Origin of the sequence: Lysobacter niastensis (assembly GCF_015453285.1) — a bacterium.
GTDB lineage: Bacteria > Pseudomonadota > Gammaproteobacteria > Xanthomonadales > Xanthomonadaceae > Lysobacter_J > Lysobacter_J niastensis.
This window is the reverse complement of sequence record NZ_JADLZT010000001.1, coordinates 456,416-473,890: the sequence shown is the minus strand read 5'-3', so window position 1 is coordinate 473,890 and position 17,475 is coordinate 456,416. Positions and strand designations below refer to the sequence as shown.

The 17,475-nt window shown below is 66.9% G+C and carries 16 protein-coding genes; 3 read left to right on the top strand and 13 right to left on the bottom strand.

The features are described 5' to 3' along the window. Positions 1-36 precede the first annotated feature (36 nt). From IU514_RS02205 to IU514_RS02195, 3 genes are all read right to left on the bottom strand, one after another. Positions 37-2,169: a putative bifunctional diguanylate cyclase/phosphodiesterase gene (locus tag IU514_RS02205; protein ID WP_194929415.1), complete on the bottom strand. Its 2,133-nt coding sequence runs from the start codon at positions 2,167-2,169 to the stop codon at positions 37-39. Continuing rightward, positions 2,166-3,095 (bottom strand): phosphate/phosphite/phosphonate ABC transporter substrate-binding protein, encoded by a 930-nt coding sequence (locus tag IU514_RS02200; protein ID WP_386760581.1) that lies wholly within the window; start codon positions 3,093-3,095, stop codon positions 2,166-2,168. Before IU514_RS02200 ends, IU514_RS02205 begins: the two co-directional genes overlap by 4 nt. 142 nt (positions 3,096-3,237) lie before the next feature. Beyond that, complete coding sequence (locus IU514_RS02195; RefSeq protein WP_194929414.1) at positions 3,238-4,026, bottom strand: RNA methyltransferase; 789 nt, start codon at positions 4,024-4,026, stop codon at positions 3,238-3,240. A 98-nt stretch (positions 4,027-4,124) separates the two neighbouring features. Between IU514_RS02195 and IU514_RS02190 the strand changes: the two genes are divergently transcribed. Further along, positions 4,125-4,943: an inositol monophosphatase family protein gene (locus tag IU514_RS02190; RefSeq protein ID WP_194929413.1), complete on the top strand. Its 819-nt coding sequence runs from the start codon at positions 4,125-4,127 to the stop codon at positions 4,941-4,943. Positions 4,944-5,087: 144 nt separating this feature from the next. On the opposite strand, the gene secF is transcribed toward IU514_RS02190, so the two are convergent. The 6 genes from secF to IU514_RS02160 form a co-directional block, all read right to left on the bottom strand. After that, positions 5,088-6,041, bottom strand: coding sequence for a protein translocase subunit SecF (gene secF / locus IU514_RS02185; RefSeq protein WP_194929412.1), 954 nt, complete (start codon positions 6,039-6,041; stop codon positions 5,088-5,090). Positions 6,042-6,057: 16 nt separating this feature from the next. Continuing rightward, positions 6,058-7,932: a protein translocase subunit SecD gene (gene secD, locus IU514_RS02180; RefSeq protein WP_194929411.1), complete on the bottom strand. Its 1,875-nt coding sequence runs from the start codon at positions 7,930-7,932 to the stop codon at positions 6,058-6,060. Between the two features lie 69 nt (positions 7,933-8,001). After that, complete coding sequence (gene yajC, locus IU514_RS02175; RefSeq protein WP_194929410.1) at positions 8,002-8,340, bottom strand: preprotein translocase subunit YajC; 339 nt, start codon at positions 8,338-8,340, stop codon at positions 8,002-8,004. An 89-nt stretch (positions 8,341-8,429) separates the two neighbouring features. Next, positions 8,430-9,560: a tRNA guanosine(34) transglycosylase Tgt gene (gene tgt, locus IU514_RS02170; RefSeq protein ID WP_228760406.1), complete on the bottom strand. Its 1,131-nt coding sequence runs from the start codon at positions 9,558-9,560 to the stop codon at positions 8,430-8,432. After that, positions 9,557-10,600, bottom strand: coding sequence for a tRNA preQ1(34) S-adenosylmethionine ribosyltransferase-isomerase QueA (gene queA, locus IU514_RS02165; RefSeq protein WP_194929544.1), 1,044 nt, complete (start codon positions 10,598-10,600; stop codon positions 9,557-9,559). Before queA ends, tgt begins: the two co-directional genes overlap by 4 nt. Positions 10,601-10,689: 89 nt before the next feature. Further along, positions 10,690-11,121 carry an Lrp/AsnC family transcriptional regulator gene (locus IU514_RS02160; RefSeq protein WP_194929409.1) on the bottom strand — a complete coding sequence of 144 codons (432 nt, stop codon included), beginning with the start codon at positions 11,119-11,121 and terminating at the stop codon, positions 10,690-10,692. Between the two features lie 124 nt (positions 11,122-11,245). Between IU514_RS02160 and IU514_RS02155 the strand changes: the two genes are divergently transcribed. Both IU514_RS02155 and upp read left to right on the top strand, forming a co-directional pair. Beyond that, the gene (locus IU514_RS02155) at positions 11,246-12,742 is read left to right on the top strand and encodes an aminotransferase class III-fold pyridoxal phosphate-dependent enzyme (RefSeq protein ID WP_194929408.1); all 1,497 of its coding nucleotides are present in this window, start codon (positions 11,246-11,248) and stop codon (positions 12,740-12,742) included. 229 nt (positions 12,743-12,971) lie between these two features. After that, complete coding sequence (gene upp, locus IU514_RS02150) at positions 12,972-13,604, top strand: uracil phosphoribosyltransferase (RefSeq protein ID WP_194929407.1); 633 nt, start codon at positions 12,972-12,974, stop codon at positions 13,602-13,604. A gap of 42 nt (positions 13,605-13,646) precedes the next feature. On the opposite strand, the gene IU514_RS02145 is transcribed toward upp, so the two are convergent. The 4 genes from IU514_RS02145 to IU514_RS02130 form a co-directional block, all read right to left on the bottom strand. After that, complete coding sequence (locus tag IU514_RS02145) at positions 13,647-14,393, bottom strand: TMEM43 family protein (protein ID WP_194929406.1); 747 nt, start codon at positions 14,391-14,393, stop codon at positions 13,647-13,649. Then, on the bottom strand, positions 14,390-15,280 hold the full coding sequence (locus tag IU514_RS02140) for an MBL fold metallo-hydrolase (RefSeq protein WP_194929405.1): 891 nt from the start codon (positions 15,278-15,280) through the stop codon (positions 14,390-14,392). The genes IU514_RS02145 and IU514_RS02140 overlap by 4 nt, the downstream gene beginning before the upstream one ends. Positions 15,281-15,346: 66 nt before the next feature. Beyond that, complete coding sequence (gene ggt / locus IU514_RS02135; protein ID WP_194929404.1) at positions 15,347-17,086, bottom strand: gamma-glutamyltransferase; 1,740 nt, start codon at positions 17,084-17,086, stop codon at positions 15,347-15,349. Continuing rightward, entirely contained in the window at positions 17,086-17,340 is a 255-nt protein-coding gene (locus tag IU514_RS02130; RefSeq protein WP_194929403.1) for a YfhL family 4Fe-4S dicluster ferredoxin, read from the bottom strand. The genes ggt and IU514_RS02130 overlap by 1 nt, the downstream gene beginning before the upstream one ends. Positions 17,341-17,475: the final 135 nt, after the last annotated feature.

The window sequence follows — 17,475 nt, the reverse complement described above, 5'->3', positions numbered from 1 at the left end:
GCACGCGCGCTCGTCGGGGCCGAGGCCCCTCCCGCATCAGTGCAGCAGCGTCATGAACTCTTCGTTCGACACCGGGTGGCCCAGCCAGTAGCCCTGGGCAAGGTCGCAGCCGCGTTCGCGCAGGATCGAATACTGGCCTTCGCGTTCCACGCCTTCGGCGACCACGGTGATTCCGAGCGAGTGCGCCATCGCGATGATGGCGGTGGTCAGCGCGAGGTCGTCTGGATCGCGGAGCACGTCAGCAATGAAGCTGCGGTCGATCTTGACGCCATCGACCGGCACGCGGCGCAGATGGCTCAGCCCGGAAAAACCGGTGCCGAAATCGTCCAGCCATACTTTCACGCCGGCCGTGCGCAACTGCGACAGCAGCGCACTGGCATGGACTTCGTCGCCGATCACCGCAGTCTCGGTCAGCTCGATGTGCAGGTGGCGCGCCGGCAGGCCGGTATCGGCCAGGCTCTCGGACACGACCTTGGGCAAATCGCCGGTGCGCAACTGCCGCGGCGAAACATTCACGGACACGAACATCGGTTCGCCCGATGCCCTCGCCCCCTGCCAGCCGACCGCATCGCGGCAGGCGGTGCGCAGCACCTGCGGGCCCAGCGTTTCGATCAGGCCGCTCTGTTCGGCGACGTCGATGAACACCGAAGGCGCCACCAGTCCCTGCTGCGGATGCTGCCAGCGCAGCAGCGCCTCGGCGCCGACCATCATGCCGTCGGACAGGCGATAGACCGGCTGGTACACCAGGCTCAACTCGCCGCGATCCCAGGCACCGCGCAGTTCGTGCTCCAGGTGCACGCGGCGTTCGACCGCCTGATCCATCGCGCGGCTGTAGAAGCGGTAGCAGTTCTTGCCGGCAACCTTGGCCTGGTACATCGCGATGTCGCCGTTCTTCATCAGCGCCGTCGCGCCCGATGCATCTTCGGGGAACAGCGTGATGCCGATCGACGTACCGAGGAACACCTGGCGATCCTGCACGCGGATCGGCTGGCCGAGCTCGGTCACCATCGTCTCCGCCAGCTTCGTGGCGATGCCGCGCACGTCGCCGTCGTTCGCCACGCCGGCCTGCACGAGGATGACGAACTCGTCGCCACCGAAGCGCGCGAGCACGGCGGCGTCGCCGCCCATCCGCTGCACGGTGTCGCGGATGCGGTTGGAGAAGTGCAGCAGCACTTCGTCGCCCGCATCGTGACCGAGCGTGTCGTTGACGCGCTTGAAATCGTCGATGTCGGCGAACAGCAGCGCGAGCTGGCGGCCCGCGCCGCGCAACTGCAGCAGGCGTTCGTCCAGCGTCTCGCGGAACGCGAGGCGGTTGGCCAGGCCGGTCAGCGCATCGGTGTACGCCATGCGGCGGATGTCGCGGTCGTGCCGGGCAACACTGTGGCCCATGCGGCCGAACGCGTGGATCAGGTCGCCGATCTCGTCCTGGCTGCGCGCCACCGGCAGCGCGGTGTCGTAATGGCCGCCCTCGATCTGGCGCGCGGCATCGGCAAGTTGACTGATCGGCCTCACCAGGAACCGCTGCAGCAGCCACAACATCACCGCGCCCAACCCCAACAACCCGATGCCGAGCACGCCCACCCAGACCAGGTGGCGATCGCCGAGTTCCTCGAGGCGATGCCGGAGACTGGCCACCGCGGCATCCTGGACCGTGCGCGCCGCGTCCAGGTCGAATCCGACGCGGACGCCGCCGATGCGCTCGTTTCCGATCATGATCGGCGAGGACACGTCCATGACGTCGTCGCTCCACTGCGCATGCGTGTTCTTCGCGGCGATCACCTCGAACGCCATCGGGTCGTCCATGCGCTTGCCGTAGCTCGGGATCTCGTCGCTGCCGTCGTGGACGACATCGCCCTCGCCGTCATAGACGATGACGTAACGGGTCCCCGGCTGGCGCAGCACCGAACGGCCCAGCACGCCGATCGCGTCCAGGTCGAAGTAATAGAGCGGATTGGCCAGCGAGTCGGCCAACTGCGCGACCATGCCCTCGCCGCGGCGGCGAAGGGTCTCGGCCGCCATGCTCTGCATGGCGTCGCGGCTGACGAACTCGACCTCGCGCTGCATGCGCTCCTGCCGGCTCCAAAGCAGCGCGATCAACGCCAGTACCACCAGCAGCGCCAACCCCATCAATGTCAGGAACTTGGCCTGCAAACCGTAACGCACCTTCATTCCACCTCCGCGCGGACGCGCGCCACGCCGGCGGAAATCCGCTCGAGCGCATGCTGCGAAGCCGGGTCGATGGGGAGGAACCGGGTTGTCTTGAAGAAACGCAGCAGCGCTTCGCCTGCGTCCGGATCGTTGGCGGCGTCGACCAGCACTTCACGCAACCGGGCCTGCACGCGCGGGTTCATGCCCTCGCGCACGACCTCGACCGCACGGGGGTAGTCCTCTGTCTTGCCGATGACAACGAAGTCGCGCCTGAAGGCCATCGGCACGCGCTGCGGATTGTTCCAGTCGATGTTGCTCATCACGCCGACATCGACCAGACGCTTGTGCACCCAGGTCGAGATGTTCAGCTCGGAACGCGCGAACAGGTAGCCGACGGCGCCCGTCGCGATATGGTCGGTCGGCGACAGCAGGATCTCGAGTGGGAGACCGCGTCCGAGCAGCACCGCCACCGGCGCGAAATAGGCGCTGGTCGAGGAGGAGCGCTGGAACGCCACGCTGTGGCCGCGCAGGTCGTCCAGCGAACGCAGGCCGCTGTCGCGGCGGGCGAAGAACAGGCTGTGGTAATGGCTGGTGCCGTCGCGCTCGGTCAACAGCAGCGGCTGGGCGTGGGCGCGCTGCTGCAGCAGCATCGCGGTGCCCGCGGTTTCGGTGACCCAGTCGACGCGGCCGCGGCGCAGGTAGCTCGCCATCTGCTGCACGTCCTTGGCCATCAGGATGCGGCCCTCGCGGATACCGACATCGGCCATGCGCGGCACGACGTAGTCGAGCAGCGGCTTGAGCTGCTCGTAATGCGCCTTGGGATCGTCGCTGATGCGGCCAATGACGAGTACGCCATCGTCGGGAGCGGCGCTCACCGCGTGCGACCCCAAGGTCGCCGTCGTCTGGGCCGACACCCATGCCGGCAGCAGGGCCGCCAGCACAAACAGGGTCAGCAGGACGGTACGGCGCGCGCTGTCAATCAAGCAGAGGACCGGGTCGGGTGACGACGGGTAGCAGCCTAATCGAAACGGACGTTGGCCGATACAGCGTCCGCTCGCGCATGCGCGTCTCCGGCCGGCCGCCTGTCGGCTAGCGCCGGGAAGACTGTCCCGCCAGCATCGCCATGCGCTGTGCGTCCGCCAGCACGCCACGAAGGATCCTGATCTCGCGGGCGTCCAGGTCGGCGCGCAGGAACAGGCGGCGGAGCTTGCGCAACGCCGATTCAGGCGCCCGCCCCTTGTGGAAGTCGATGGCATCCAGCGTTTCGGCCAGTTGCGCGAAGAAACCCTCCAGTTCCGCGTGCGATGCCGGTGGATCGCGTGGTTCCAGCGCCAGGGAGGGGGCCTGGGCCAGCAGAGCCAGACGCAGTTCGTAGCTCAGGACCTGCACCGCCGCGGCCAGATTCAGCGAGCTGTAGTCGGGGTTGGCAGGAATGTGCACGGCAGCGTGGCAGAGCTGCAGTTCCTCGTTGTCCAGGCCGGTGCGTTCACGTCCGAACACCAGCGCCACTTCGTCTGCCGCCGAGGCGGATGCGACGGCACGCGAGGCGGCGTCGCGCGGCGCGAGCTCCTCCAGTGCGATGCGGCGGCTGCGGGCCGTGCAGCCCAGTACCAGCCGGCAGTCGGCCACGGCTTCAGCCAGCGTGGCACAGGTCGTGGCGGCGGCCAGCACGTCGTCGGCGCCGGCGGCGAGTGCATAGGACTCGGTATTGGGCGCTTTCTCGGGGGCCACCAGCACCAGCCGGGTGAGGCCCATGGTCTTCATCGCGCGGGCGGCCGAGCCGATGTTGCCGGGGTGCTGGGTGCCGACCAGGACAATGCGCAGGCGGGCGGCGGCGGCCGGATCGGCCGGGACTTGGGGATTGGATTCGGTACTCATGTCCCGCAATGGTAAACTCCGCGCCCCGGTCATCGAACCGGCGCGCTCTTTACCTCCGCCAGTCCATCCCCACCTCATCCCCCACGAGGCCGTTTGCCATGCAGAAACCCGCCGTCACCCTCATGGTCAAGGCCGCCCGCGCCGCCGGCAACGTGTTGCTGAGGCACATGAACAAGCTCGACGCACTGAACGTGGTCGAGAAGGACCGGATGGACTACGCCAGCGAAGTCGATGGCCTGGCCGAGAAGGAAATCATCAAGGAATTCCGCCGCTCCACGCCCGACTACGCCATCCTCGGCGAGGAAAGCGGCCCGATCGGCACCAATCGCTACACCTGGGTCATCGATCCGCTCGACGGCACCAGCAACTACCTGCACGGCATTCCGCACTTCTGCGTGTCGATCGCCCTGGTCGAGAACGGCGAGCCGACCCACGGCGTGATCTTCGACCCCCTGCGCAACGAGCTGTTCACCGCCAGCCGCGGCAGCGGCGCGATGCTCAACGACCGCAAGATCCGCATCGCCGAGCGCAAGGACCTGGCCGGCGCGATGCTGATCACCGGCTTCCCGCCGCGCGAGCGCTCGCGCACCAGCGCCCACCTGAAGTGCGTCGACGCGCTGTTGCTGGACGCCGAGGACATCCGCCGCACCGGCTCGGCCGCGCTCGACCTGGCCTATGTCGCCTGCGGCCGCGCCGATGCCTACTTCGAAGCCGGCGTGAAGCCGTGGGACATCGCCGCCGGCGCGCTGCTGGTCCGCGAGGCAGGCGGCAAGGTGGTCGATTTCCGCGGCCGCGCCACCGGCCCGATGGACCAGCGTGGCCACATGCCGCGCCAGCTGGTCGCCGGCAACCTGAAGATCTGCGACGTGCTGCAGCAGAAGATCGTCAACACGGGCTACGCGGCGGCGTTCGACTGATCGCTCCCCGCCATCGGTACTGAAGAAGCCGCGCGAAAATGCGCGGCTTTTCTTTTGCCGAACCCAGGCCGCCTTCCGCCGCATGAAGCCCAAAAGAAAGGCCGCGCAATGCGCGGCCTTTCAGGGCATGGAGCAGCTGACGGCTTACGGACGACGCGCCAGCGCCGCTTCGTCCTTGGCCTTTGGCATCAGGTCCTGCTTGGTGACCTTCAGGAAGCCGATGGTCAGCAGCGGGCACGCCACGAAGATCGACGACAGCGTGCCGATGATGATGCCGATCATCTGCGACTCGGCCATGCCGCGCAGCGAACCGCCGCCGTACAGGTACAGGGCGAACACCGTCAGGAACGCCACGAACGAGGTGATCACCGTACGCGACAGCGTCTGGTTGATCGACTTGTTGAGGATTTCCTCCGGCGACGCGCGCATCGAGCGGAAGTTCTCGCGGACGCGGTCGAACACCACGATCGTGTCGTTGATCGAGTAACCCATCACCGACAGCACACCGGCCAGCACGGTCAGGTCGAACTCGTGCCCGCTCAACGCGAACCAGCCCGTTACCACCACGACGTCGTGCAGCGTGGTCAGCACCGCGGCGATGGCGAACTTCTTCTCGAAGCGGAACGAGATGTAGGCCAGGAAGCCGACGATCACGAAGATCAGCGCCCACAGGCCGTTCATCGCCAGGTCCTTGCCGACCTGCGGACCGACGAACTCGCTGCGCAGCACCTTGCCCGCGTTGCCTTCAAACGCCAGCGCGCGCTGCACGTCTGCGCCCGTGCTGCCGTTGTTCGCCGCACCGCCCGTCTTGGGCTGCAGGCGGATCAGCAGGTCGTTGCCCGAGCCGAAAGTCTGGACCTGGGCGTTGTCGTAGCCCGCCTTGTCCAGGCGCGCACGGACATCGTCCACGTCCACCGGACGCTCGAAGCGCAGCTCGGTGACGGTGCCGCCGGTGAAGTCCAGGGCGAAGTTGAAGCCCTTGGTCACCATCGCGCCGATGGCGACCAGCATGATCGCCAGGGCAATGCCCAGCGATACCCAGCGCAGGCGGATGAAGTTGATGTTGGAGTCGTAGGGGAAGACGTTGAACGGTTTCATGATGCGTGGCTTCCCGTCAGATCCAGATGGACTTCAGCTTGCGGCGGCCGCCATAGAACAGCGTGGCCAGGGCGCGGGAGACGCCGACCGCGGTGTACAGCGAGGTCAGGATGCCGACCAGCATCGACACGGCGAAGCCCTTGACCGGACCGGTACCGAAGGCGAACAGGGCGACGCCGGCGAGGATCGCGGTGAGGTTCGCGTCGGCGATGGTGCCGGAGGCGCGCTCGTAGCCTTCCGCGATCGCCGTCTGCGGTGGCAACCCTAGCCTCAGCTCCTCGCGTATGCGCTCGTTGATCAGCACGTTGGCGTCCACCGACATGCCCACCGTGAGCGCGATGCCGGCCAGGCCGGGCAGCGTCAGCGTGGCGTTGAACAGCGACATCACGGCGATCAGCATCAGCATGTTCAGCAGCAGCGCCAGGCAGGTGATGACGCCGAACATGCGGTAGTAGAACAGGAAGAAGATCAGCGCGAACGCGAACGAGTACGTCACCGCGGTCAGGCCGCGCTCGACGTTCTCGCGACCCAGGCTCGGACCGACGATGCGTTCCTCGATGAAGTCCATCGGCGCCGCCAGCGAACCCGAGCGAAGCAGCAGCGCCAAGTCGGCCGCTTCCTTGCTGCTGTCCAGGCCGGTGGTCTGGAAGTCCTTGCCGAACACGCCGTTGATGTTGGCAACCGAGATGACTTCCTCGTTGATCTTGGTCGTGCGCACTTCCTTGCCGTCGACCACGCGGACTTCCGGCACGCGCTCGATGTAGACCACGGCCATCGGCTTGCCGACGTGCTCGCTGGTGTACTCGAACATGCGCTGGCCACCGACGCCGTTCAGGCGCACGGACACAGCCGGAGTGCCGGTCTGCTGATCCATCATCGAGGTGGCGCCGACGAGCTGGTCGCCCGACGCGATCACGCGCTTGTTGAGGACGATCGGCATCGGCTTGCCGTCGGGGCCGAGCTCCTTGCGGTAATAGATGCGGCCTTCCGGCGGCACGTTGCCCGTGGCGACGGCATCGTAGGCATTGACGTTCTCCACCACGCCGCGGTACTCCAGCGTCGCGGTGGCGCCGAGGATGCGCTTGGCCTGGGCGGTGTCCTGCACGCCCGGCAGCTGCACGACGATGCGGTCGCTGCCCTGGCGCTGGATGATCGGCTCGGCCACGCCGAGCGCGTTGATGCGGTTACGCAGCGTGCCGACGTTCTGCTCGATCGCCTCGACCGCCATGCGCTGCAGCTCGGCATCGGTCACCTGCGCCGAGACGGTGTTGCCCTGCACCTGCATCAGCAGGTTGGCCTGGCTCTTGGCGATCAGCTCTCGCGCATGCTCGGCATCGGCGGGGCTGGCCAGCGTCGCGACGATCGTGTTGTTGGCGCGGCGTTCGACCGACTCGTAGCGCTGGTGACCATCGCGCAGCACCACGCGGACGTCCTCGGCGGTGGCTTCCAGCCGCTTGTCGAGCGCGGCCTTCTGGTCGACCTGCATCAGGAAATGCACGCCGCCCTGGAGGTCCAGACCGAGCAGCATCGGCTTGGCGCCGATCTTCTCCAGCCAGTCCGGCACCGTCGAGGCGAGGTTCAATGCGACCACGTAGTCGTTGCCCAACGGATCGCGCAGCGCGTCGGCGGCCTTGACCTGCTGGTCAGGGTTGCCGAGGCGGACAAGCAGGTTGCCCTTCTTGTCGTCCAGCTCGATCGCCTTCGGCGTCACGCCGGCCTTGGTCAGATCGGCCGCGACTCGCGCACGCAGCGCCTCGTCGATCCTGGCACCACGATTGGCGGTGACCTGCACCGACGGATCCTGCGGGAAGATGTTGGGCAGTGCGTAAATCGTGCTCAGCACCAGCACAAACAGGATGACGATGTATTTCCAGCGCGCGTAAGTCAGCATCAAAAAAAGCCTCTCATCCCCTGCGGCGGCCATCCGGCCGCCGTTGCATCAAACGGTCTTGGCGACGGCTCAGGCCGACTTCAAGGTGCCCTTGGGCAGCACGTTGGCGATCGCGCCCTTCTGCACGCGGATGCGCACGCTGTCGGCGATCTCGACCGTGATGAAGTTCTCACCGATGTCGGTGACCGTGCCGGCGATGCCGCCGTTGGTCAGCACTTCGTCGCCCTTGGCCAGCTTGTCCAGCATGGCGCGGTGTTCCTTCTGGCGCTTCATCTGCGGGCGGATCATCAGGAAGTACATGACGCCGATCAGCAGGATCGGGAAGAGCAGCGTCATCATGCCGCCACCGGCAGGCTGGCCGGCGGCCTGGGCATGGGCGGGGGAGATCACGAGGTCAAGCAGGTTCATCACGGATGTCCTGAATCGAAAAATAGCGTCGGATTATGCCACGGCCCCGGCGTTGCACGGCCTGGCAGGGTTTCCCGGGGCTGGCCGGATCAGCCTTCCCCGTTGCGGATGGCGTAGAAGGACTCCCGGAACGCCGCAAAGGTTCCCTGGGCGATGGCCTCGCGCATCTGCGCCATCAGGCGCTGGTAGTAGCGCAGGTTGTGCAGGGTGCCCAGCATCGGCGCGAGCATCTCGCCGCAACGGTCCAGGTGGCGCAGGTAGCTGCGGCTGAATCCGCGGCTGCAGGCGTAGCAGTCGCAGCCCTCCTCGATCGGCCGGGTATCGCGCTCGTATTTGGCGTTGCGGACGCGGACCGTGCCGAACGAGGTGAAGTAGTGACCGTTGCGGGCATTCCGGGTAGGCATGACGCAATCGAACATGTCGATGCCGCGGGCCACGCCCTCGACCAGGTCTTCCGGCCGGCCCACGCCCATCAGGTAGCGCGGGCGGTCCTCCGGCAATTGCGGGCAGGTGTGCTCGAGCATGTGGTTTCGCTCGGCCTCCGGCTCGCCGACCGCCAGGCCGCCGATCGCGTACCCGTCGAAACCGATCCCCTTCAACGCCTCCGCCGAACGCGTGCGCAAAGGCTCGTGCACGCCGCCCTGGACGATGCCGAACAGCGCCGCGTCGTTGCCTTCGTGCGCGCGCTTGCTGCGCTCGGCCCACCGCAGGCTCAGCTCCATCGACTTGCGCGCGACCTCCTCGGTCGCCGGATACGGCGTGCACTCGTCAAAGATCATCACGATGTCCGAGTCGAGCACCTTCTGGATGTGCATGCTCTCCTCGGGACCGAGGAACACCTTGCTGCCGTCGGTAGGCGCGGCGAAGGTCACGCCCTGCTCGGTGATCTTGCGCTTGTGCGCCAGCGAGAACACCTGGAAGCCGCCCGAGTCGGTCAGGATCGGACCGTCCCAGCGGCCGAAGCCGTGCAGGCCGCCGTGGTCGGCGATCACATCCAGTCCCGGGCGTAGATACAGGTGGAAGGTGTTGCCGAGGATGATCTCGGCGCCCAGTTCGCGAACCTGCTCGGGCATCACGCCCTTCACCGAACCGTAGGTGCCGACCGGCATGAATGCCGGCGTTTCGACGGTGCCGCGCGGGAACGTCAGGCGCCCGCGGCGCGCCGCGCCGTCGGTCCGCAGCAGTTCGAACGACATGCGGCTGGAAGAAGGCGCGCTCATGCCCCGCCCTCCACCGCCTGCGGGTACAGCAGCATCGCGTCGCCGTACGAGAAGAAGCGGTAGCGCTCGGCTATCGCGTGTGCGTAGGCGTCGAACACGCGCGACTTGCCGGTAAAGGCGGACACCAGCATTAACAGGGTGCTCTCGGGCAGATGGAAATTGGTGATCAGGGCGTCGACCGAGCGGATCCGATAGCCCGGCAGGATGAAGAGCCGGGTCTCGCCGGCGTATGGCGTCAGCTCTCCCTCGCGCATCGCGCTTTCCAGCGCGCGCACGACGGTCGTACCCACGGCGATGACGCGTCCACCGGCCTCGCGCGTGCGGCGGATCTGTTCGATCAGGCCGGCGCCGACGTTGAGCCACTCGCTGTGCATCACGTGCTGGTCCAACTCGTCGACGCGCACCGGCTGGAACGTACCCGCGCCGACATGCAACGTGACGTGGCCGAAACTTACGCCCCTCGCCTTCAGAGCCTCCAGCAGCACTTCGTCGAAATGCAGCCCGGCGGTCGGGGCGGCCACGGCGCCGACTTCGCGGGCGAACACGGTCTGGTAGCGGGTGTCGTCGTCGTGCCCGGCGTCGCGCTGGATGTAGGGCGGAAGCGGCAGGCGTCCGGCGTGGAGTAGCCATTTCTCCAGCGATTCGCCGATGTCGAAGCGCAGGCGGTAGAACTCGCCCTCGCGGCCCAGCACCTCGGCCTCGCCGCCGGCATCGAGCAGGATGCGCGCGCCGGCCTTGGGCGACTTGCTGACGCCGAGTTGTGCGCGGACCTCATGCCCGCCGAGCAATCGCTCGATCAGTATCTCCACGCGACCGCCGCTGGTCTTCTGTCCGTACAGGCGCGCCGGGATCACCCGCGTGTCGTTGAACACCAGCAGGTCGCCCGGGGCCAGCAGACCCGGCAGGTCGCGAAACACCCGGTCCTCGAACTTCGCGGGCGATGGCGGCACCACCAGCAGGCGGCTCGCCGAACGCTCCGGCAAGGGCGCCTGGGCGATCAGCTCGGGCGGCAGGTCGTAATGGAAGTCGGATTTCTTCAAGGCGTGGCCGGACGTGGGGCGGGCGGCAGGACCGGCCATTGTAAGAGGTCCGCCGCGATGAAGCCTTCGGGCCGCTTTCCGGGACCTGGCTATCGCTCGAACTTGGCCGACAGGATGATCGCGGAGGTCGTCCGCTCGACGCCGTCGATTCCGCCGATCCGGTCGGTCAACTCGTCCATGGCCTCCACCGTCGGCACCACACCCAGCGCGACCAGGTCGAACGGACCGCTCACCGAATGCAGCGTGCGCACTTCCGGCATCGCGTGTAGCGCAGCCGAGACCGAGGCCATCTGCTTGGGCAGCACGGTGATCATGATGTGGGCACGGATATGTCCGCGCTCGGCCTCGTCATGGACGCGGATCGTGTAGCCATCGATCACCCCTTCCCGCTCCAGGCGCTCGATCCGGCTGTGAACCGTGGTCCGCGACAGCTTCAGCCGCCGCGCGATCTCGGCGGTCGAGGCGCGCGCGTTTTCGCGCAGTACGGACAACAGCTGCTGGTCGGCGTCGGTGATCTTCATTTCGCTGGCCAAGGTTCGTCAAATCGATGAAATTATCCCATGTTTCGTACAAATCCATACTGTCGATCGACGAATTAATCTGAATAATAGAAGGAATACCGTTCACAGCACTCCGGAGAACCCCATGGCCGTCATCGACCGTCTCGCCCCTCTCCGCGCCCATGGGGGCCGCCGTCGTACCCAGGGCCTGGACGACGCAACGATCGCTCGTTTCGCCGCCAGCCACGCCGACCTGATCGAGGCCATCGAGGCCGCCGGGCAGGAATACGACCGGGTGAAGGAAGACTTCGCCGATCTGCTGGACCTCGACGAGGACCTGCAGATGCAGGCCGTGCAGGCTGGCTACGTCAATTTCTATCCGGACGACGCGGTCAATCCGTACGTCGCCCTCGTCGCACGCGGCCCGTGGATCGTGACCCTCAAGGGCGCCGTGCTCCACGACTCCGGTGGCTACGGCATGCTCGGCTTCGGCCACACGCCCAAGGCAGTGCTCGCCGCGATGGCCAAGCCGCAGGCGATGGCCAACATCATGACGCCGTCGCTGTCGCAGTTGCGCTTCGATAGCGCGATCCGCGCCGCGATCGGTGCCGGACGTGGCGGCTGCCCGTACGAGAAGTTCCTCTGCCTGAACTCCGGTTCGGAGTCGGTCTCGCTGGCCGCGCGCATCGCCGACGTCAACACCAAGCTGATGACCGACGCCGGCGGCCGCCATGCAGGCCGCGCGATCAAGCGCGTCGTCGTCAAGGGCAGCTTCCACGGCCGCACCGAGCGCCCGGCGCTGTATTCGGACTCCTCGCGCAAGACCTACATGCAGTACCTCGCCAGCTTCCGCGGCGAGGACACGATGATCACCGTCGAACCCTACGACGTCGAAGCTCTGAAGAAAGTCTTCGCCGACGCCGACACCAACGGCTGGTTCATCGAGGCGATGTTCCTGGAGCCGGTGATGGGCGAAGGCGACCCGGGCCGCAGCGTGCCGCCGGCGTTTTATGCCGCCGCCCGCGAACTGACCCGCGCGCACGGTTCGCTGCTGCTGGTCGATTCGATCCAGGCCGGCCTGCGCGCGCACGGCGTGCTGTCGATCGTCGATTACCCCGGTTTCGAGCAGCTCGACCCGCCGGACATGGAGACCTACTCCAAGGCGCTCAACGCGGGCCAGTACCCGCTGTCCGTGCTGGCGGTCGGCAAGCGCGCCACCGAGCTCTACAAGAAGGGCCTGTACGGCAACACGATGACCACCAACCCGCGCGCGCTCGATGTCGCCTGCGCAGTGATGGAACAGGTCACTCCGGCGGTGCGCGAGAACATCCGTGCGCGCGGCAAGGAAGCATTGGAGAAGCTCGAGAAGCTCAAGGCCGAGCTCGGCGGCCTGATCACCAAGGTGCAGGGCACCGGACTGCTGTTCTCCTGCGAGCTGTCGCCGGAGTTCAAGTGCTACGGCACCGGATCCACCGAGGAATGGCTGCGCGAGCAGGGCGTCGGCGTGATCCACGGCGGCGTCAACTCGCTGCGGTTCACCCCGACCTTCACCATCACCAGCGAGGAGATCGACCTCTTGGTGGCGATGGTCGCCCGTGCACTGAAGGAAGGCCCGCGCGCGCAACAGGCCGCGGCCGCCTGAGCAGGCTCACCCGCCTGACGTGATGAAAAAAGCCGGGCTCGAAGCCCGGCTTTTTTCTTTCGACGTCAGCGTACCGAAGGCCGGTCCCGGCTCGCCCCGGCGTTCGGAACTGGACCCTCTCCCGTTCATCCCTCGACCCTTCGGCAGGCTCAGGGCATGCTTCGCTGCGCTACGCTCCGAACGAACGGGAATGGGCGTCCCTTCTCGCCCGCCACCTTTCCGAGCCTCCATGAAAATCGTCGAAGTCCGTCATCCGCTGGTGCAGCACAAGCTCGGCCTGATGCGCGTTGCCGGCATCAGCACGAAAGCATTCCGCGAACTCGCATCCGAGGTCGCGACGCTGCTCACCTACGAGGCCACCTCGGACCTGGAGACGGAAGAGGTCGTCATCGAAGGATGGGCCGGCCAGGTCACCACGCGTCGCATCAAGGGCGCCAAGGTCACGCTGGTGCCGATCCTGCGCGCGGGCCTGGGCATGCTGCCGGGCGTGCTGGAATTGATCCCGGCCGCCAAGGTCGGCGTGGTGGGCCTGCAGCGCGACGAGAAGACGCTGCAGCCGGTCGGCTATTACGAGAAGCTCACCGGTCGCATGGAAGAGCGCACCGCGATCATCCTCGACCCGATGCTGGCCACCGGCGGCACGCTGGTCGCCACGGTCGACATGCTCAAGGCGGCCGGCTGCAAGCGCATCAAGGGCCTGTTCCTGGTCGCGGCGCCGGAAGGTCTGCGGATGCTCGAATCGCGCCATCCGGACGTCGAGGTTTTTACCGCGGCAATCGACGAGCGGCTCAACGACGTCGGTTACATCCTTCCTGGCCTGGGCGATGCCGGCGACAAGATTTTCGGCACCAAGCACGACTGAAGCCTGGCGGCACCTGTCCGCGAGACCCGGGCGAAATCCGGACTAGCCGTTGCCGCGCGCGCGGCGGCGACGGCGCAGCACCACAAAGCCCACGACCAGCACGATCAGGCCGGCCACCAGCCAGACGGTGGTGCGCGACAACGCCCCTGAGCCGTCCGGCATCAGTTCGGCATCCTCGACCTCGTTGCGACGCGGCTGCAGTGCATCGGGCCTGAGCCGCCAGGAGCCATCGCGCCACTCCACGCTCCCCGCCAGCGGCGGCAGCCGCAACTCCCGCCAGCGCACCCGCAGATCGCCGATCTGCGGGTCGAGCGGATTCTCGGCGCTGCCCAGACCATCGCCTTCGGGTTGGAACGAAGCCGCCAGGTTGGCGGGCAGGCGCGAGAAACCGGGACGGAACACCTGCCATTCGCCCAGGGCCTGCAGCACGGCCGTATCCAGCGGCCGGCCATCGAGCGTGGCCGAGTCCGACCACCAACGGCGGCTCTCGAGCGGAATCCGCTTCGGGTTCTCGTGCCCCGGCGCGAAACCCGAGGAATCGATCGGCGCGGCGTTCCACACGCGCGCATACACGTCACCCTCGGCCCGCCACTGATACATCTCGACCTGGCGGTCGAGACCGAATTGACGCGAGACGACGCCGAAGTCGCGATCGCGCAGAAGCTCGCCGGGAACCGGATCTTCGACGGGCGCGGACGGTACAGGTTGCGACGCAGGCTGGGCGATGACCGGCATGGCCAGTGCCAGCAGCAGCGATGCAAGCGCCGTCCTGGCACGGCGATGGATCATGCCGCCAGCGCCCTCGCCTGCAGTTCGGCGACCTCGTGCGTGGTGCCAAACTTGCCTTTCTCGTCCTGCACGACCTGCGCCAGCGCGCACTGCGGATCGTGGGTGAAGAACAGATGGACATTGCGGGCGAGCTTGTCGGCGAGGAACGCCTTCTTCTCGTCGATCAGCAGTTCGGCGTTGCGGTCGTAGCCCATCGTGATCGGCACGTGCACCCAGGGGCGCCCGGGAATCAGGTCGGCGCAGAACACCACGCCGCCGTGCGGCTGACCGTTGACCACTTCCGGACCAACGATCTCGGCCAGCATCAGTCCCGGCGTGTGGCCGTGGCTGTAATGGAAGCGCACGCTGTCGCCGAGCGTTTTCGAATGCTCGCCATCGACCAGTTCCAGGCGACCGGTCGACTCCAGCAGGTCCGCCAGTTCCGGAATGAAACTCGCGCGATCGCGAGGATGCGGATGACGGGCACGCTCGTAGTGCTCGCGGCCGACCAGGTAGGTGGCGTTCGGGAACAGCAGGCGCGCCGGTGCGCCTTCGGCCCAGGGCGCCAGCAGGCCGCCGGCATGGTCGAAGTGCAGATGGGAAAGCACGACCACGTCGATGTCTTCCGGCTTGAAGCCCGCAGCGGCCAGAGACTCGACCAGCACGTGGCGATCCTCGACCACGCCATAACGTTCGCGCATCTTCGGCTCGAAGAACGCGCCGATGCCGGCTTCGAAAAGCACGGTCTTGCCGTGGAGGGGACTGGCCAGCAGCGCGCGGCATGCCAGGTCGATGCGGTTCTGGTCGTCGGGAGGCGACCACTTGGCCCACATCGCGCGTGGCGCGTTGCCGAACATCGCGCCGCCGTCGAGTTTCTGGCTGTTACCCAATACCGACCAGAGTTTCATGTGCACACCGGTTCGCTTGCGATGCGCCGATTTTAGCGCGCCGACGCTTAACCGGCTGCGCCCGGCTCAGTGCCTGGGCGAAGTTTCCAGCACGTCGGCCTTGCCGACCGGGTTGCGCGGGTCGGTACCGCCTTCCAACGTATTGGCGCGCTTGTCCCAGGACACGGTCTGCAGGTTGCCCCACGGGTTCTCGCCGGCATTGACCTTGTGGCCCATGGCTTCAAGCGCGGCGACGGTCTGGGCGTCGAGCGCCCCCTTCTCCGCCGAGATCACGTCGGGCATCCACTGGTGATGGATGCGCGGCAAGGCCGCCACCTGCTGCGCATTGAGCCCCGCGTCGTAGCCGAGGATGCCAAGCAGCACCTCGGTGATGATGCGGCTGCCGCCGGGCGCGCCGATCACGGCGAGCTTGTCCTTCGACTCGATGAAGCTCGGCGTCATCGAACTAAGCATGCGCTTGCCGGGTTCCGGAGCATTGGCGGCGAAGCCCATCACGCCGAACGCATTGGGTGTGCCGGGACGCAGGGCGAAGTCGTCCATTTCGTTGTTGAGCAGCACGCCGGTACCGGGCGCGACCATGCCCGAGCCATACAGCAGGTTCACTGTCTGCGTGGTCGAGACGCGGTTGCCTTCGGCGTCGATGATCGAGAAATGAGTGGTCTCGTCGTCTTCCAGCGGCGCGGGCTCGCCCGGCAGCAGGTCGCTCGGCGTGGCCTTCGACGGATGGATCGTCGCGCGCAGGCCAGCGGCGTAATCGGCGCTGGTCAGGCGCGCCACGGGCATCTTCACGAAGTCGGGATCGCCCAGGTAGATCGTGCGGTCGCGGAACGCGCGGCGCATCGCTTCCGACACGACATGGGTGCGCTGTGCGGCATCGAGCCTGGAGAGATCCCAGCCCGCGAGCATCTGCAGCATTTCGGCGATCGCCACGCCACCGGACGACGGCGGCGGCGCGGTGGTGACATCCCAGTCGCGGTACTTGAAGTGCAGCGGTTCACGCTCCTTGACGCGGTAGCCGGACAGTTCCTCGGCACGCCACCGCCCGCCCTCCTCCTTCACGGAGGCCAGCAACCTGGCGGCCACTTCGCCGCGGTAGAAGCCATCGAAGCCTTTCTGCGCCAGCAGTTCCAGCGTGCGCGCCAGGTCTGGTTGCTTGAGGATCTCGCCCGCCTTGGGCGGCGTACCGTCGGCGAGGAACACCTCCCGCGTACCGCGATAACGCTCCATCACCTCGCGCCGGCTTCCGTAGCCGCGCTCCAGGCGCGGGTACACCTCGAAGCCCTCGCGCGCGATGCGGATCGCCGGGGCCAGCGAGGTCTTCAGCGGCAACTTGCCGTACTTGCCGGACACGTGCACCAGCGCTGCCGGCAAGCCCGGGATACCCGCCGACCACGGGCCGTTGGTGGCACGGTCGCGGTTGAGCTCGCCCTTCTCGTCGAGGAAGGCGGCCGGCGTCGCCGACGCCGGCGCGGTTTCGCGCGCATCGACGAAGACATCCTTGCCGGTCCTGCCGTCGTGTAGCAGGAAGAATCCACCGCCGCCGATGCCGGAACTGATCGGCTCCACCACCGCCAGCATCGCCGACACGGCGACCGCCGCATCGAACGCGTTGCCGCCGGCGCGGATCATCTCCATGCCCGCATCGGTAGCCAGCATATGCGCGCTGGCGATCGCCGTGCCCGGGGGGCGCGCAGCCGTGCTGGAGGTCTGGGTCTTTCTGGGAGCGGCCTGAAGCGGCAGTGTCGTGGTGAACAGCAAACCGGCGGAAAGCAGACTCGCTGAAAGCGCACGCAACACTGGATGCATCAGGTCGTTTCCTTCTGCAGCCCGGCCAGCTTGGCCAGCAACTGCTCGTGGGATTCGGGATGGTCCGGATCGGGATCGATGCATTCGACCGGACAGACGACGACGCACTGCGGCTCGTCGAAGTGGCCGACGCATTCAGTGCAGCGCGCCGGATCGATCACATAAATAGTCTCGCCCTGCGAGATCGCCTGGTTCGGGCAAGCCGGTTCACAGACGTCGCAGTTGACGCAGAGCTCGTTGATCTTGAGGGACATCTTGGCTTTGCCGGTCATTCCCGTGAAGGCGGGAATCCAGTGACTTTACTGCGAACCCGTCGCGGATGCAGGAGACAAAGCCACTGGATCCCCGCCTTCGCGGGATGACGATTCCGCAAAAGGCGTGGCCGCAAT

Bases quoted from the DNA above. Each gene is read 5' to 3' on its own strand.
- IU514_RS02205 (WP_194929415.1), bottom strand. From the start codon at position 2,169: ATGAAGGTGCGTTACGGTTTGCAGGCCAAGTTCCTGACATTGATGGGG.
- IU514_RS02195 (WP_194929414.1), bottom strand. From the start codon at position 4,026: ATGAGTACCGAATCCAATCCCCAAGTCCCGGCCGATCCGGCCGCCGCC.
- IU514_RS02190 (WP_194929413.1), top strand. From the start codon at position 4,125: ATGCAGAAACCCGCCGTCACCCTCATGGTCAAGGCCGCCCGCGCCGCC.
- secF (WP_194929412.1), bottom strand. From the start codon at position 6,041: ATGAAACCGTTCAACGTCTTCCCCTACGACTCCAACATCAACTTCATC.
- secD (WP_194929411.1), bottom strand. From the start codon at position 7,932: ATGCTGACTTACGCGCGCTGGAAATACATCGTCATCCTGTTTGTGCTG.
- yajC (WP_194929410.1), bottom strand. From the start codon at position 8,340: ATGAACCTGCTTGACCTCGTGATCTCCCCCGCCCATGCCCAGGCCGCC.
- tgt (WP_228760406.1), bottom strand. From the start codon at position 9,560: ATGAGCGCGCCTTCTTCCAGCCGCATGTCGTTCGAACTGCTGCGGACC.
- IU514_RS02160 (WP_194929409.1), bottom strand. From the start codon at position 11,121: ATGAAGATCACCGACGCCGACCAGCAGCTGTTGTCCGTACTGCGCGAA.
- IU514_RS02155 (WP_194929408.1), top strand. From the start codon at position 11,246: ATGGCCGTCATCGACCGTCTCGCCCCTCTCCGCGCCCATGGGGGCCGC.
- upp (WP_194929407.1), top strand. From the start codon at position 12,972: ATGAAAATCGTCGAAGTCCGTCATCCGCTGGTGCAGCACAAGCTCGGC.
- IU514_RS02145 (WP_194929406.1), bottom strand. From the start codon at position 14,393: ATGATCCATCGCCGTGCCAGGACGGCGCTTGCATCGCTGCTGCTGGCA.
- IU514_RS02140 (WP_194929405.1), bottom strand. From the start codon at position 15,280: ATGAAACTCTGGTCGGTATTGGGTAACAGCCAGAAACTCGACGGCGGC.
- ggt (WP_194929404.1), bottom strand. From the start codon at position 17,086: ATGCATCCAGTGTTGCGTGCGCTTTCAGCGAGTCTGCTTTCCGCCGGT.
- IU514_RS02130 (WP_194929403.1), bottom strand. From the start codon at position 17,340: ATGTCCCTCAAGATCAACGAGCTCTGCGTCAACTGCGACGTCTGTGAA.